Source organism: Paenibacillus tyrphae (assembly GCF_024158745.1).
Taxonomy (GTDB): Bacteria; Bacillota; Bacilli; order Paenibacillales; family NBRC-103111; genus Paenibacillus_G; species Paenibacillus_G tyrfis_A.
Map to the genome: position 1 here is coordinate 56,186 of NZ_JAMZAW010000020.1, position 14,980 is coordinate 71,165.

The following is a 14,980-nucleotide window of genomic DNA, read 5'->3' on the forward strand; positions in this document are numbered from 1 at the left end:
CTAAATGAAGGAGTGAATCCGATCATGGCGAACGCGGGCAAAAAGAAAAAGACCGAAAATCAATTGTCCCTTGAGGAGAAGCTGCTGCAATTTCAAAAGGAACAGGAAAAAGCGTTGGGGTTGGATCAGGCAAACCGGCACCAGTGGTTCGATCCCGTTCCGCGCCAGTTTTTGGCCAAAGACAAATCAGCGACGACGCTGCTGTTCGGCGGGCTGACGATGGCGCACGATTATTTGGTGGAAGGGGCGCTCAAGGGGCTCGGGTATACCGTCAAGCATATGGAATGTCCGGATAACGAGTCTTTGCGGTTTGGAAAAGAATTCGGCAACCGCGGCCAGTGCAATCCGACGTACTTTACGGTCGGCAATCTGATCAAATATTTGCACCACCTGCGCGATGTAGAAGGAAAGTCGAAGGAGGAAATCGTTCGCAATTACCTGTTCATTACGAGCGGTTCTTGCGGCCCGTGCCGGTTCGGCACCTACGTGACGGAGTACCGGAAAGCTTTGCGCGATGCCGGGTTTGACGGCTTTCGGGTTCTCCTGTTCCAGCAGACGGACGGGCTGAAGCAGGCGACAGGCGGGGAATCGGCGCTCAAGCTGGATACGTCGTTTTTTCTCAGCTTTCTGAAAGCCGTGCTGCTGGGAGATATCTTAAACGCACTCGCTTACCGCATTCGCCCATACGAGGTAGAACCCGGTTCGACCGATGCCGCCCTGGAACGGTGCAAGCGGCTTATTTATGAAGCTCTGAGCGGGCGCAAACGGCTGCGGCCGGCGCTCGTCACAAGCCGCCGGGTGCTGGAAACGATCCAGGTGGACCGCACCCGGGTCAAACCGAAAGTGAGCATTATCGGGGAATTTTGGGCGATGACCACCGAGGGGGACGGCAACTACCAGCTGCAGCGCTTTTTGGAGAGCGAGGGAGCCGAGGTGGAAGTGCAGTCGATGGCGGCCTGGATTCTGTACCTGATTTGGGAGGGACGCTACGATACCGTCAGGCGTATGCATCTGCGCGGGGCCGATTCCGGCAAATACGGTTTGCAGGGGAAAAATCCGTTCTTGCGCTTGCGCATGCTTGGGCTGGCGGACCGCGTTCTCCGTGTAATGTTCCAATCTTACGCAAGGGCGCTCGGCTTGTATGATTACCATTTGCCCAACATGGAGGAGATTGCCCGCGTTGCCCATGAGCACTATAACAACCATCTGCGGGGCGGGGAGGGCCATATGGAAGTAGGCAAGCTGATTCTGAACGTCGCGAAGCGGAAAGTCAACATGACGATCTCCGTCAAGCCGTTCGGGTGCATGCCGTCCTCCGGCGTGTCGGACGGGGTCCAGTCGCTGATTACCGAGAAGTATCCCGATGCGATCTTCCTGCCTATCGAAACGACGGGTGACGGTGCGGTCAACGTATACAGCCGCATCCAAATGATGCTGTTCAAAGCCAAGCAAGCGGCACAGAAAGAGTTTGACGAAGCATTATCGAAAAAAGGCATTGCCGACGAGCGTCTTCAGCAAATCCAACAGTGCCGGAAATGGAACCGTCCTCTGCGGACCAACCCTCATGTCGTCGCTTGTACAGCGGCCAATTTTCTTTACGGGATGCGCGGCGGGGGCAGCGGATTTTCTTTCCGCCGCTACAAGCAGGAAATTCAAAAAGTATAATCCGCCAGTTCTTGCAGGCTCCTGATTTGGATCAGGGGCCTTTTTGGTTGGAGCCGACCTCCTGCGTGCATCAAAATAACGGCGAGAGCGCCCGGGCAAGAGACTCTTTTATTTTCTGGATTGCATGCCGTTTACGGAATTCTGCAAGCAAGATCTCCGAACTTGCCTGTAAGTCCCGCTCGAAATCTTCCTCGAAGCGATCAACGACCTTGCGCTCAAAAAATACGGCATGGACTTCGAATTGGTCAAAAAAGCTGCGCATATCCATATTGGCCGTGCCGCAGCAAGCCAAGTCATCGACAATCATCACTTTGGCATGAATGAACCCTTTGTCATACTGAAAAAAACGAACTCCCGCCTCAAGCAGCTCCTGGACAAAGGATAAAGTCGCCCATTGCACAATTTTGGAGTCGGAAACCGCCGGAATAATGATGCGAACGTCAACTCCGCTCGCCGCAGCCGTCTTTAATGCCATCAAGATGCTCGGATCGGGAATAAAATAAGGCGTCTCCATATAGATCCGTTCCCTTGCCGAAACGATGCAAGAGAAAAACACCTCCAGCATCGTATCTCTATGCCCATCCGGGCCGCTTTTAATGATTTGCACCATCTCTTTCCCTGGTGAACCATCCATTGGAAAGTAATTGGATCCGGTTAATGCTGCTCCTTTGACATAGAACCAATCGGTTACAAATGTATACTGAAGCCATAACACCGCATCGCCTTTCACGCTTAGATGAGTATCGCGCCAGAACCCAAGATTCGAGTCTTTCCCCAAATATTCGTCCCCAATATTCAAGCCGCCGAAGAAGCAAATTTTTCCGTCGACGACCAAGATTTTTCTATGATTGCGGTAATTGAGGCGCCTGTCGATGAATGCCCTCCATAAGGGGGAAAAGCATCCCGTCTCGACGCCGGCGTCATGCAGTTGTGTCAAATAGTCCTCATTCAATTGATGGCTGCCGATCCCGTCATAAAGAAGGCGTACCTTGACCCCTTGTTTTGCTTTTTCAATCATCAATTGCTGAAAGCGAGTGCCGATATGGTCATCGCGGACAATGTAAAACTCGATATGGATATGGTCCATTGCCGCATTCATCGCTTCCAACATGGCTTCAAAGGCGTGAGCGCCATCAGGGAATACGCTTGTCTCATTGTGAACGGTGATTGGGGCGGACGGTATGTTTTGGAGTGAAGTAAGCAGCCCCTTTTGAAACCCAATGGATTCATTAAGCGATTCTTCAGCAGCCCGCTTCCTGCAATGAACCAACAAGTCCGTCTTGATTCGTTCCAAATCTGTGCTTGTGTATTTCGGTCGGGAGGAATATTTCTTCGCGATAAAAAAATACAACGGAATTCCGATGAGTGGGAAAATAAACTGAATGATAATCCATGCAATAGCTTTTTGAGGACGATGGTGTTCGATGATGACAATCAGTGCAATCTGAATGATAAATAGTAGAAGTAATCCCATTATGATCCACAGCAAATTTTTAGCCTGCCTTATCTTGAATATATTGAGTATTTTTCCCAAAAGGGTATGAAAGAATGCATTGGGCCGAATTCGATACGGACGGGCCTTCCGTTCGACTTTTTATCCAGAGTAATACTCCCGTCACTTTGCAGCTCGGCAAAAAACACCTCATGAATGGACTGCGCACCTAACCGCTTGATTTGCTCTTCAAGCCACTCGCGATTTAATTGCAGTTCCTTTAAATTCTTTTTTACGATTTTGCCATCGGCAATAAGCTCGGTTGGAAGATACAAACGCTCTTGAACAGGTAGCTGCAGATCCTTTTTTGATGACGATTGCCGGTTCTCCGTCGAGTAAAACTCGAATCATTGGAGATTTAAGACTTAGCTGCTCAATCATTATCGTTAGTAACGCCCATATGGTCATCGCCGTGATACCGGCAACGACTTTAATTTCTTTATTTACAACCATTTCACCGGCTATGTTTCCGAGAGCAATACCTGTAATATAAGTAAAAAACGTCATTTGACTTAATTGTTTTTTTCCTAAAATGCGCGTTAATAGCAGCAATACAATAAAACCTAACAAAGTTCGGATGGAGTATTGCCAAATCGTATCCATAATTCATCTCCATATGCATCATGCGCCCGGTGCGTTTTTTATTCCAACAATCCCAACTTTTCGTACACCTTTACCGAGACGACACCGTTAGGCGCCAAGCGGTGATCGCGTTGAAATTGTTTTACGGCCGCGGTTGTATTGGAGCGGAACTTGCCGTTACATATTCCATTGAAGTAACCAGCACTTTTCAAACGGGATTGAATGAGCTGCACGTCACCTCCGACGTCGCCCTCCGCCAAATCCCTTGGTCCATGATTCGGATCTCCCAATACATGCCCGTGAATTTTTACTACGGTGCCGAGCGGAATCATGTCGTACAATTCAATGACATCGCTATTGCGCATGCGGATGCAGCCATGGCTCAAATGCTGCCCAATAGAGTAAGGCTTATTTGTCCCGTGAATACCGTAATATCCCCAAGGCACGTTTAGACCAAGCCAACGCGGGCCAAAGGAAGGCCCCCAATCTTTACCCTTATAAATAACTTGGTATTCTCCAACCGGGGTAGGAGTGGATGGATTGCCGACGGCAATGGGGTATGTTTTGAATCGCTGTCCATACGCCCACACAACCAGTTGATGACGTTGAGGGTAAACCTCTATCGTATACATTCCTTGGTCAGCCACAATCGGTAAGGGCGGGTCATCATAGGGAGCCGAATGAGCCATTCCATGAGTCACGGTCAAAAGCAGCAAAGCTATTGTGATGGTACGCAGTAGAAGGTAATGAAGATTTCGCATGTTTTGTCTCCGGAAGTGAATATTTAACATGTTTTTTTAGGTTATCCTTATGGTGGAAGTTCATTCATCAATATTGAATGCTATGGACAACAAGTTCTGAAACTTGCCGGTATGAGCGCCCTCTGTTAAGCGTAAAGAAGATCGCTAATCACTTGGCCAAGCTGGCCGGATAGGGCGATCTCCCAGTGCCCCACGATCGTTGTATTACCGATTCATAAAACCGATAAAAAAGGCTTTCCATAGCCACCCTTTCGGGCGATTATAAAAAGCTAATCTGCTTTGCAGAGTCTATCGCGTTCGCTCAAAATTTTCCAGGAAACTGTTTGACAATGCCATCTGTCAGGATGTCCGCTAAATGAATCATATATCTGCTCCTCTGTACGTTTGAACTAAAACAGGCTGTTTTATATGGGGAAATATCTTATTTTATACAGAGGATTATTTACGGCGCTATGCCATTCTGCGAAGCCATGCATAGAGCACATTTTCTCAGTCTAATCGCACATAGCCTCGCGTTCACCACCATGGATGAAAATGGGGTTGCAAGTCGAAAAGTTTTTGGTGTTCGAACCCGGAGCCTAATCATGGAAAGTACAGGGGTATATTGGAAACCAATATGGAACATTCTAGAGTCCACCTGTCGATTGACTGGGCAAGAAAACCGATGTCAAAGATGATGTATGGATCGCTCAATTACATCGATGCGGACTCATCGAAGGAAGCTTTGTTCCTGAAGAACGAATTCGAAACTTGCGCGACTTAACTCGTTATCGTCGAAAATGGTCAAAACCAGTTTTTGAAAAAGAAGCTTGCCAACCGTAACAAGAGCGGAATCCAGTTCATAACATAAAGTGTGTTCCGGTGAGATCTGCAACGGAGGTTAAAAAAATGGATGATTTCAAAAAAGATCTTCAAAAATTGAGCCTTTCCGATTTTAGAACCAGTGAGATGGTACCTTCTCACATTCAAGCTCGACCCGGCTCGGATGCTCGTCTATGCTTCTTCAGCTGTTTTGGTTTCGGAGGCTTCATCTGCTTCAACTGTTTTAATTGTTTCAACTGCTTCAACTGCTTTGGTTGTTCTCGATGCTTTAGTTGCGCGCGTTGTTTCCGTTGCGCACGTTGCTTCTAATTTTCAAGCTTTCCCAATGGGATAATATCCCTCCCGGTCTAATGCACGACGCTTCGTTGCATTCTAAACATGTGATAGCTTTGCATGTCTCCCGGGAACCTTTGAAGCTGCGAATCTTTGAAGCGGCCAACCAGCATGAGAAGATAATCACATCCGGGCAAATTCAAATTTTACCCGCTGGAGAGAACATGTACTGCCAATGGGGAAGCACCTTATCTTTCATAAAATTAGAGGTGAATCCTTCGTTTCTCGATGGGGTAGCGGATGAATCGGGTTTTGGACATGCGGACAAACGGAGGCTGGAACAGCGACTGCTTGTTCAAGACGGCAAGCTTCTATTGCTTGCCAGTTGGATGCTGGAGAAGCTGCGTAACGGCGGTGCAAGCGGAAAGCTTTACAGCGATTCGATTGCGACGATGACGGCGGTCCATTTACTCCGGCACTATACGGCGAGCGTCAATCGGAACTTGAAGTCATCCACGTCGACCAACAAGCAAGTCTCAACAGTCATAGAATACATGCAGATGAATTTGGAAAAAGACATATCCCTTCAAGAACTTGCGATCGTTGCCAATATCAGTTTGTCACATTTGGTTCGGCTTTTTAAAAAGCAAACGGGTATGACGCCTCATCAATATTTGATTCATTTGCGGATCGAGCGTTCCAAGCAGTTCATTCGCTGCGGAAACATGAGTATGAGGGATGTCGCCGCTCAAGTCGGATTTTCCACCAGGCCCACTTCACCAAGTTATTTAAAAGAGTGACCGGATTGACTCCAATGAGTATGCTTCTGCTTTATGAAATGACACGATAACGTTAGCCCGAACCGCCGGCGGCAGTGCAATCAATTGCTACCCGGCGTTTTTTTATGGCGATTTTTGACCAAAACCTGCGCATTCCATTCAATATTCAGAGGCAAAGGGGACGCTATACTTGGGGTGTGAGTACGAAAAAATCGAAGAAAGAGGGAAGGGCAATGGAAGCTGCAAAGCTCGTAAGACAATTTTTGGAACTGGAAGCAAAACAGGATGTCGTGGGGTGGGGGTATTCATGGCCAACGATATTGTCTATGAGATGCCGTTCGGACTGCAGGGCGCTCGCGTCCAGGGCAAAGAAAACCTGATTCAATTGCTGGAGCAGTTTATTGGAAAAGAAAATGGGATGTACTCGTCATGGGACATTTTCAACATTCGTGTTTACGCGGCCGGCGGAGGCGAAGTGGAACAAGAAATCGTTTTCGCTGAAATGGATAGCAGAGGCATTGTAAAGCAGAACGGGTATGAGTATACACAATCCTATATCAGCTTGCTGCACGTCATCGACGGACGGATTACCTTGTGGAGGGAGTATTTCAATCCGATTCATCTACTACAGCTCGACAGGAATTACAAAATGGCCAGAGCAGCGGAATTGGATGCAGAGGTACGTGTGGTGCGGGTTGCCGAGCTTGCTCCCGAGGCGGCTATTGCTTCCCTGGATGAGTGGCTATTTTGGGCCCGAACGTTTGTTGGAAGCAGGGCATATTGACTTTTACAACAAATGGTAGTAGTATTTTGAAATACCCATAAATACAGAAGGGAGGTAACCCTTTGATTGACGAACTTCGCAAAATCGGTTTGTCGGATCTGGAGGCAAGATGTTACATGGTGCTTCATGAGGAGCCGAAAATATCCGGATATGAGGTAGCCAAAAAAGTTTCTGTTTCCCGCACAAATGTATATGCTGCACTTCGTTCATTGACTGACAAGGGCATGTGCCGGATGATAGAAACCGAACCTGTTCTGTATGATGCCGTGCCTATTGAGCAGGTTGTTCGATTGCTGCATACGGAATTTGAACAAACGACGAGATTGCTTCTGGAACAGTTGCACTCGCCCCCGCGGACTTCGCCGTCCTTCTATAGTTGGCAAGGGGACAAAGCGATTGAAACCGCGATTCGGCGTTTGGTATCGAATGCAGACAAAAGCATCATCGTCGATATTTGGTCTGAAGATATTCACTGGGTGGAAGAACCGTTGATGGAAGCGGAGAAACGAGGCCTCGCCGTCACACTGATCTCGATCGGCGAATGCCATGCGCGGCTGAAGAATGTTCTGGTACACAAACGAAGCGACGATTGGAACAATGCCCTTGCCAGAAAATTCTCCATTCTTTGCGATTCCCGCTCGACCCTGCTTGGCAGTTTTGGGCATGGGCTCAGACCTACAGTCCTGGAAACCGACCATCCCTCGCTTGTTGAATTGTTGCAAAATACGTTCTATCACGACATCGTTATGGAACAGATTGAGCGGGATTTCAGTAAGGAGCTGGCGGAAAAGTACGGGGACCATTACGAACGTATTATTGACTCCTATCGGAAATACTTGTGAAGGGTGAGTATTTCTTTTTTTTCGTCCCGAAAAAAAAGTCGCAGAGTACCGGCGGTCATGTCGATGCCCTGCGACTTTTTGGCGCGTCTTAGTTCATTTGCCTTCCTCGTCGGCGGAGGGACCGTAGAGGCCCGGCACCGGAATATCGAGAAGCCGCAAATAAACCCCGAGCTGTGCCCGATGGTGGACCATGTGGCTTAATCCGAAGGTGCGAAGCGCGATCGCCCGCGGTTGGCGCAGGATGATATGGTCGCCGTTCCGCAAGGTCCATTCCTCGCCGAGCGTTTTCTCATCGCTTTCGGCTAACAGCTTTTCAAGCTTGACGACGTTCGCGTCGAATTCCTCCAGCACGTCTTCGCGTCTTTCCAAAGGTTCCCGCCGAAGCGGCACGGTCGAAAGATCGAATTCGGGGTAAAGAAAAATCGCGACTTGCCAGTTCAGCAGGTTGATCAGGTGCGTGGACAGCCCGCCCAACGTCATCGATTTCACGTGCGGCTTCCACGTCATATGCTCCTCGGGCAAGCGCTCCAGGATGCGGCGCGTAGTGGCCAGCTCATGCATGGCGTCTCCGACGATCAGTTGTTTCACCATAGATTCCCTCTCCTTCCTTATATGGCTAGCATACTATAAACTCGGTCGAGTGGAAAGGCTTGTCTCGGTCGTTAAGTTTACATAATAATTATTACGTAATCTAAAAACGAAGTTCGGAAAATACTGCGTGCAATGACATAGGTGGATTTTAGGATACGAATTGTATCGCCAGCCAACAAAACCAACGTGGCTATATTTTTTTTGCATAGTTTCTATGCACAATATATATTTCACGATTGGAATGACGGTATGTAAAAATAAAGGAAACCGCAATATGCAGCGGCACCATTGTCGGAGGGATACGATATGAATGAAACCGGAAACGGTCAAGTCAAGAACCGGCACCAAGCATTAGGGTTATCGGATCAGCAGGTTCTTGAAATGTATCAGCATATGGTTTTGGCGCGAAAAGTAGATGAACGGATGTGGCTTCTGAATCGTGCGGGAAAGATCCCTTTTCTCGTTTCTTGCCAAGGTCATGAAGCGGCACAGGTAGGAGCGGCTTATGCGCTGGATCCAACGAAAGATTTTCTTTGTCCGTATTATCGGGACATGGGAATGGTCATTGTATTCGGGATGACGGCAAAGGAATTGATGCTTTCCGCTTTTGCCAAGGCGGGAGATCCGAACAGCGGCGGACGCCAAATGCCAGGGCATTATGGGAGTAAACGATTGAACATCCTTACGGGGTCCAGCGTCGTAACAAGTCAAGTGCCGCATGCTGTTGGAATCGCTTTATCTGGAAGTATAGAAGGGGAAAAGTTTGTCGTGTTAACGGCCTTCGGGGAAGGGGCCAGCAATCAAGGGGAGTTTCACGAAGCGGCAAACTTTGCCGGGGTGCACAAGCTGCCTGTCATTTTCTTCTGCGAGAATAACAAGTATGCCATTTCTGTCCCCTATTCCAAGCAGGCGGCTTGTGAAAGTATCGCGGATCGGGCAAAAGGTTACGGCTTTCCCGGCATCAGTGTGGATGGCAATGATCCCTTGGAAGTATATAAGGTCACGAAAGAGGCGGCCGATCGGGCCAAAAGAGGAGAAGGGCCAACGCTGATCGAGGTGGTCGTCTATCGTTTAGTTCCTCATTCAAGCGACGACGATGATCGAACCTACCGTTCCCGCGAAGAAGTGGAAGAAGCCAGGAAGAAGGACCCGCTCGTATCCTTCGGCCATTATCTTAAAGATTTGGAGATATTGGACGAACATCAAGAAAAGGAAATCCATGACCGGATGCTCACGGAAGTCGATGGGGCCACGGAATATGCGGAGAATGCCCCGGATTCGGCTCCGGAAGATGCCCTTAAACACGTTTATGCAGAATAGGGGGAGTGAGAAATGGCCGTGATTTCCTATCTTGATGCAGTGAGCCAAGCTCTTCGGGAGGAAATGCAGCGAGATCCGAGGGTATTCGTATTAGGAGAAGACGTCGGGCTACGCGGGGGTGTGTTTCGGGTTACACAGGGATTCTATGAGGAATTTGGCGAACAACGGGTTATCGATACGCCGCTATCGGAAGCGGCCATTGTCGGTGTATCGGTTGGGGCAGCCGCTTACGGATTAAGGCCTGTAGCCGAAATTCAGTTTGCCGAGTATATCATGCCTGCCGTCAACCAAATTGTGAATGAAGCTGCCAAAATGAGATACCGCTCGAACGGGGATTGGAACTGTCCCTTGGTCATTCGTGCCCCTTACGGAGGGGGAGTTCACGGCGCCCTTTATCATTCGCAAAGCGTCGAAGCCATGTTTTGCAATATTCCCGGGTTAAAAGTGGTCACACCTTCCACGCCTTATGATGCCAAAGGACTGCTAAAAGCAGCCATCCGCGATGAAGATCCCGTTCTTTTCTTTGAACATAAGCGATGTTATCGGTCGATCAAAGGAGAAGTGCCGGACTCGGATTACATGGTTCCCATCGGGAAGTCGGATATTAAGCGGCAAGGAGAAGACCTTACGGTTATTTCTTACGGACTTGCCTTGCATTTTGCGTTGGAAGCGGCAGAAAAGCTTTCCCGGGAAGGATACAGCGCTCACATTCTGGATTTGCGCACCCTCTATCCTTTGGATAAGGAATCGATTGTAGAGGCTGCCCGTAAAACCGGTAAAGTGTTAATTATTCATGAAGACAACAAAGAGGGCGGCGTTGGGGCGGAAGTTGCAGCTGTGCTCGCAGAGGAATGCCTTTTTGAATTGGATGCCCCGATCAAACGCCTTTGCGGTCCGGATGTCCCCGCTATGCCATATAGTAAGCCAATGGAGAAATTCTTCATGCTCAATCCGGATAAAGTATATCAGGCCATGAAACAATTGGCCGAATTTTGATCCGATCGGGAGGAGAGTATGGCCGAGAACATTGTTATGCCCCAGTTAGGGGAAAGTGTAACAGAAGGAACCATCTCCAAGTGGCTCGTCAACATCGGGGACAAAATCAAAAAATACGAGCCCGTATGCGAAGTGATTACCGATAAAGTGAATGCGGAGGTTCCTTCTACTTTTAGCGGCACGATATCCGAAATTGTCGTTCAAGAAAGCGAAACGGTACCGGTGGGAGCTTTGATCTGCCGTATTGCGGTGGAAGAGCAAGCGAGCACGCCGGTTGAATCCAAGACGCCAGCCGCCGCTCAAGATCAAGGAGCCGATGATGTGACAGCGCAGGCAGCCATGAGCCCGCGCTATTCGCCGGCTGTGCTTAAACTGGCGCAAGAAAACAACCTGGATCTTTCCCGTATGGAAGGATCAGGCGCTGCCGGACGCATCACCAGAAAAGACATCTTGGAGATTTTGCAAGGAAAGAGGCAGGCTGTAGCCGCTCCCGTTCCAAAAGCAGAACCTCCATCTCCGTCTAAGCCGTCCCAACCGGTAGAATCGGCCCGCGAAATTCCGAAACCGTCCGGTTCGGTTGAGGCCTTGTCTGCCGTCCATTTTCCGTCAAATCAAGCCGACGAGACGATTCCGGTTACCGCTATCCGCAGAACGATTGCCGAACGAATGGTAAAAAGCAAGCAGGAGATCCCCCACGCTTGGCTTATGGTCGAATGCGATGTCACCAATCTGGTACGTTATCGGGACCGGATCAAAGAGGAGTTTAAGCAAAAAGAAGGCATCCATTTAACTTATTTGCCATTCTTTATCAAGTCGGTTGTAGAAGCCCTGAAGGAATTCCCCATCTTAAATTCGCAGTGGGCAAACGATCACATGATCGTCAAAAAAGCGGTTCATCTCTCGATTGCCGTCGCCACCGATCAAGCGCTATTCGTTCCCGTCATTAAGAACGCCGACCAAAAAAGCATTTTCGGCCTTGCCAAAGCCATAGACGAATTGGTCAAGAAGGCGAGGGACGGCAAGTTAGCACTGGAGGATATTACCGGCGGAACGTTTACCGTCAATAACACAGGCTCTTTCGGCTCCGTCCTTTCAGCTCCCATCATCAATCCTCCGCAAGTGGCCATTCTAAGCGTCGAAGCCATCGTAAAACGTCCGATCGTCATAAATAACATGATTGCCGTCCGCGATATGATGAACATTTGTCTTTCCTTGGATCACCGGGTGTTGGACGGTCTTGTGTGCGGCCGCTTCTTGAAGAGAGTCAAGCAAAAGATTGAAGGCTATGGCATGGAAACCGGACTCTATTAACAACTCAGAATGTTTAAGTTAGGGGCGATGAAATCATGCACTTTGATTTAAGCGAAGAGCAAGCGTTGATCAAGAAGATGATGTGCGATTTTGCGGAAGGCGAGGTGGCTCCGGGCGCAGATGAACGGGATCGTACAAAGCAATTTCCGGAGGATGTTTTCGATAAATTAACGAAGCTGGGGGTCATGGGCCTGCCTTTTCCCGAACAATATGGCGGCGGGGGAGCCGATACCATAAGCTTTGCTATCGCGGTAGAAGAATTAAGCCGGGTATGCGCCTCCACAGGGATCACGTATTCCGCCCATATTTCGTTAGGCGGGGCGCCCATCCATTTATTCGGAACGCACGAGCAAAAGGAAAAATACTTAATCCCCCTTTGTACAGGAGAATACTTGGGCGCGTTTGGACTGACGGAACCGAACGCAGGTTCCGATGCAGGCGGAACCCAAACGACAGCGAAGCGGCAAGGGGATCAGTGGATTATTTCCGGTTCCAAATGCTTTATTACCAATGCAAGCTTTGCCAAAAACCTGGCGCTCACAGCCGTAACGGATCGCTCCAAAGGGACGGATGGAATCAGTGCGTTTATCGTGCCTACAGATGCGCCGGGCTTTACGGTCACCAGCAATTACGAAAAGATGGGTCTTCACGCCTCGAATACAACGGAGTTGGTTTTGGACAATGTAGCCGTTCCCAAAGAAAATCTCTTAGGGAAAGAAGGAAACGGATTCAAGCAATTTTTAGCTACGCTTGACGGTGGGAGAATCGGGATCGGAGCCATGGCGGTCGGGATCGCCCAAGGGGCTTACGAAAAATCGCTCCAATATGCCAAAGTAAGAAAACAATTTGGCCATAGCTTATCCGCCTTTCAAGCCATCCAATTCAAACTGGCCGACATGGCCATGACGATTGAAGTGGCACGCAACATGGTGTATAAAGCGGCCTGGCTAAAAGATCAAGGAAGAGGCTTCAAGAAAGAAGCGGCGATGGCCAAATTATTCGCTTCGGAAATGTGCATGAAGGTGTGCGATCAAGCCGTTCAGATCCATGGCGGGTATGGCTATATGAAGGAATACCAGGTGGAGCGGTTCTTCCGGGACGCCAAGCTTTTGGAGATCGGGGAAGGCACTTCGGAAATCCAACGTATGGTGATTGCACGTCAGATCGGCTGTTAAAGGGGATGGATTCTATGTTCAAGAAGATTCTAATCGCCAACCGGGGGGAAATTGCCTCCCGGGTGATCCGTACTTGCAAATCGCTGGGTATTGCCACCGTCTGCATCTACTCGGAAGCGGATAAGGAGGCCCCTCATGTCAAGATGGCAGATGAGGTCTACAGGGTGGGAGGTCCCAAAGTAGCGGAGAGCTACTTGAATATCGATAAAATTTTGGAAATCGCCCATCTTTCCAACGCGGACGCGATTCACCCCGGATACGGCCTTCTCTCGGAAAATGCCGAATTTGCCCGCCGCTGCGAGGAAGCCGGTATCGTATTCATCGGTCCGTCGGCGGACGTCATCTCCCGCATGGGCAGTAAAATTGAAGCCCGGAGTATCATGGAAAAGGCAGGTGTGCCTGTCGTCCCCGGCATTTCCTATCCGTTAGCGGATGCGGAAGAAGCGGTACGGACAGCCAGCCGTATCGGCTATCCGGTCATGCTCAAGGCTTCGGCCGGCGGTGGCGGGATCGGCATGCAGATCGTTCGCAGCGAATCGGAAATTCAGAAAGCATTTGAAGGGAACCGGAAGCGCGCCACAGATTTCTTCGGAGATGGGGCCATGTATATAGAGAAGGTTGTGGAAAATCCCCGGCACATCGAAATTCAGATTTTGGCCGATTCCTACGGGAATACCGTCTATTTATGGGAACGGGAATGTTCCATTCAGCGCCGCCATCAAAAAGTAGTGGAGGAGGCTCCTTCCACCTATTTGGATGAACTCACACGCAGCAAAATGGGAGAAGCGGCGGTAAGGGCGGCTCAATCCATCGGATACCGGAATGCAGGAACCATCGAGTTTTTAGTTGACGGGAACAAAAATTTCTATTTCCTTGAAATGAATACTCGTCTACAGGTCGAGCATACGATTACAGAAGAGATTACCGGCTTGGACTTGGTTGCAGAGCAACTGCGAATTGCGGCCGGACATTCCTTGAATTTCAGCCAATCCGATGTGGAACGCGACGGTCATGCGATTGAAGTGCGGATTTACGCGGAAGATCCGAAGACGTTCTTCCCATCTCCGGGAACAATTACGAAGTTTGCCATACCCGAAGGACCGGGAATCCGCCATGAGCTGGCTGTACATGAGGGCTCCGTGGTCACGCCTTTCTATGATCCGATGATTGCCAAGCTCGTGGTCAAAGGGAAGGATCGAGACGCGGCGATTGACCGGCTTCAAGAGGCGTTAGCCCATTATCAGGTTCAGGGAATCAAAACAAACATCCCGATGCTGCAAGAAGTCATCGCGCATCCCGCATTCCGTTTAGGCGATACATCAACGGGTTTCGTCGATAAGTATTTACGATCGTAAAACAGGAGGTTATTCAGGTGGGCAAAATCGTGGCGTTTATGGCGGGGAATGTGTACAAAATTCTGGTCAAGCAAGGGGATCAAGTCGAAGCGGGACAAGATGTGGCCATTTTGGAATCGATGAAAATGGAGATCCCGGTCACGATAAGTTCCGGCGGTACGGTAAAAGAAGTAAAAGTGAGCGAAGGCGACTTTGTGGATGAAGGAGATCTATTGATCGAGCTGGATTAAAC

The 14,980-nt window shown here is 49.3% G+C and carries 16 protein-coding genes and 1 pseudogene; 12 read left to right on the forward strand and 5 right to left on the reverse strand.

The window, feature by feature from the left end; all coding sequences use genetic code 11:
* The first annotated feature begins 24 nt into the window (after positions 1-24).
* A complete protein-coding gene (locus tag NI000_RS26355; protein ID WP_253414348.1) occupies positions 25-1,665 on the forward strand; it encodes a 2-hydroxyglutaryl-CoA dehydratase in 1,641 nt (546 codons plus the stop codon).
* A 70-nt stretch (positions 1,666-1,735) separates the two neighbouring features.
* Here the strand turns inward: NI000_RS26355 and cls are convergent, their stop codons facing one another.
* Genes cls through NI000_RS26375 form a run of 4 tightly spaced genes read right to left on the reverse strand, consistent with a single transcriptional unit; the run spans position 1,736 to position 4,428 of the window.
* Positions 1,736-3,154 carry a cardiolipin synthase gene (gene cls, locus NI000_RS26360; RefSeq protein ID WP_253414349.1) on the reverse strand — a complete coding sequence of 473 codons (1,419 nt, stop codon included), beginning with the start codon at positions 3,152-3,154 and terminating at the stop codon, positions 1,736-1,738.
* A 14-nt stretch (positions 3,155-3,168) separates the two neighbouring features.
* Entirely contained in the window at positions 3,169-3,432 is a 264-nt protein-coding gene (locus NI000_RS26365; protein WP_253414350.1) for a YetF domain-containing protein, read from the reverse strand.
* Positions 3,347-3,760: a DUF421 domain-containing protein gene (locus tag NI000_RS26370; protein ID WP_253414395.1), complete on the reverse strand. Its 414-nt coding sequence runs from the start codon at positions 3,758-3,760 to the stop codon at positions 3,347-3,349. Before NI000_RS26370 ends, NI000_RS26365 begins: the two co-directional genes overlap by 86 nt.
* Positions 3,761-3,798: 38 nt before the next feature.
* On the reverse strand, positions 3,799-4,428 hold the full coding sequence (locus tag NI000_RS26375; protein ID WP_253414391.1) for a L,D-transpeptidase family protein: 630 nt from the start codon (positions 4,426-4,428) through the stop codon (positions 3,799-3,801).
* Positions 4,429-5,084: 656 nt separating this feature from the next.
* Here NI000_RS26375 and NI000_RS26380 point away from each other — a divergent pair.
* The 5 genes and pseudogenes from NI000_RS26380 to NI000_RS26400 form a co-directional block, all read left to right on the forward strand.
* Positions 5,085-5,283 (forward strand): annotated as a pseudogene (locus tag NI000_RS26380) (IS110 family transposase); the annotation flags it as partial.
* A 202-nt stretch (positions 5,284-5,485) separates the two neighbouring features.
* Entirely contained in the window at positions 5,486-5,656 is a 171-nt protein-coding gene (locus NI000_RS26385; protein WP_253414351.1) for a hypothetical protein, read from the forward strand.
* Between the two features lie 16 nt (positions 5,657-5,672).
* Positions 5,673-6,395, forward strand: coding sequence for a helix-turn-helix domain-containing protein (locus NI000_RS26390; protein ID WP_253414352.1), 723 nt, complete (start codon positions 5,673-5,675; stop codon positions 6,393-6,395).
* A gap of 286 nt (positions 6,396-6,681) precedes the next feature.
* A complete protein-coding gene (locus NI000_RS26395) occupies positions 6,682-7,158 on the forward strand; it encodes a nuclear transport factor 2 family protein (protein WP_253414353.1) in 477 nt (158 codons plus the stop codon).
* 62 nt (positions 7,159-7,220) lie between these two features.
* Entirely contained in the window at positions 7,221-8,000 is a 780-nt protein-coding gene (locus NI000_RS26400; protein ID WP_253414354.1) for a TrmB family transcriptional regulator, read from the forward strand.
* Positions 8,001-8,093: 93 nt separating this feature from the next.
* Here the strand turns inward: NI000_RS26400 and NI000_RS26405 are convergent, their stop codons facing one another.
* A complete protein-coding gene (locus NI000_RS26405; RefSeq protein WP_253414355.1) occupies positions 8,094-8,591 on the reverse strand; it encodes a DinB family protein in 498 nt (165 codons plus the stop codon).
* Positions 8,592-8,897: 306 nt separating this feature from the next.
* Between NI000_RS26405 and NI000_RS26410 the strand changes: the two genes are divergently transcribed.
* The 6 genes from NI000_RS26410 to NI000_RS26435 are packed head-to-tail and all read left to right on the forward strand — an operon-like array spanning position 8,898 to position 14,978.
* A complete protein-coding gene (locus tag NI000_RS26410; protein ID WP_253414356.1) occupies positions 8,898-9,911 on the forward strand; it encodes a thiamine pyrophosphate-dependent dehydrogenase E1 component subunit alpha in 1,014 nt (337 codons plus the stop codon).
* 12 nt (positions 9,912-9,923) lie between these two features.
* Positions 9,924-10,907: an alpha-ketoacid dehydrogenase subunit beta gene (locus NI000_RS26415; RefSeq protein ID WP_253414357.1), complete on the forward strand. Its 984-nt coding sequence runs from the start codon at positions 9,924-9,926 to the stop codon at positions 10,905-10,907.
* 18 nt (positions 10,908-10,925) lie between these two features.
* A complete protein-coding gene (locus NI000_RS26420) occupies positions 10,926-12,218 on the forward strand; it encodes a dihydrolipoamide acetyltransferase family protein (protein ID WP_253414358.1) in 1,293 nt (430 codons plus the stop codon).
* Positions 12,219-12,253: 35 nt separating this feature from the next.
* Positions 12,254-13,393, forward strand: coding sequence for an acyl-CoA dehydrogenase (locus NI000_RS26425; RefSeq protein ID WP_253414359.1), 1,140 nt, complete (start codon positions 12,254-12,256; stop codon positions 13,391-13,393).
* A gap of 14 nt (positions 13,394-13,407) precedes the next feature.
* A complete protein-coding gene (locus tag NI000_RS26430; RefSeq protein WP_253414360.1) occupies positions 13,408-14,748 on the forward strand; it encodes an acetyl-CoA carboxylase biotin carboxylase subunit in 1,341 nt (446 codons plus the stop codon).
* Positions 14,749-14,765: 17 nt separating this feature from the next.
* On the forward strand, positions 14,766-14,978 hold the full coding sequence (locus tag NI000_RS26435; RefSeq protein WP_253414361.1) for an acetyl-CoA carboxylase biotin carboxyl carrier protein subunit: 213 nt from the start codon (positions 14,766-14,768) through the stop codon (positions 14,976-14,978).
* Positions 14,979-14,980: the final 2 nt, after the last annotated feature.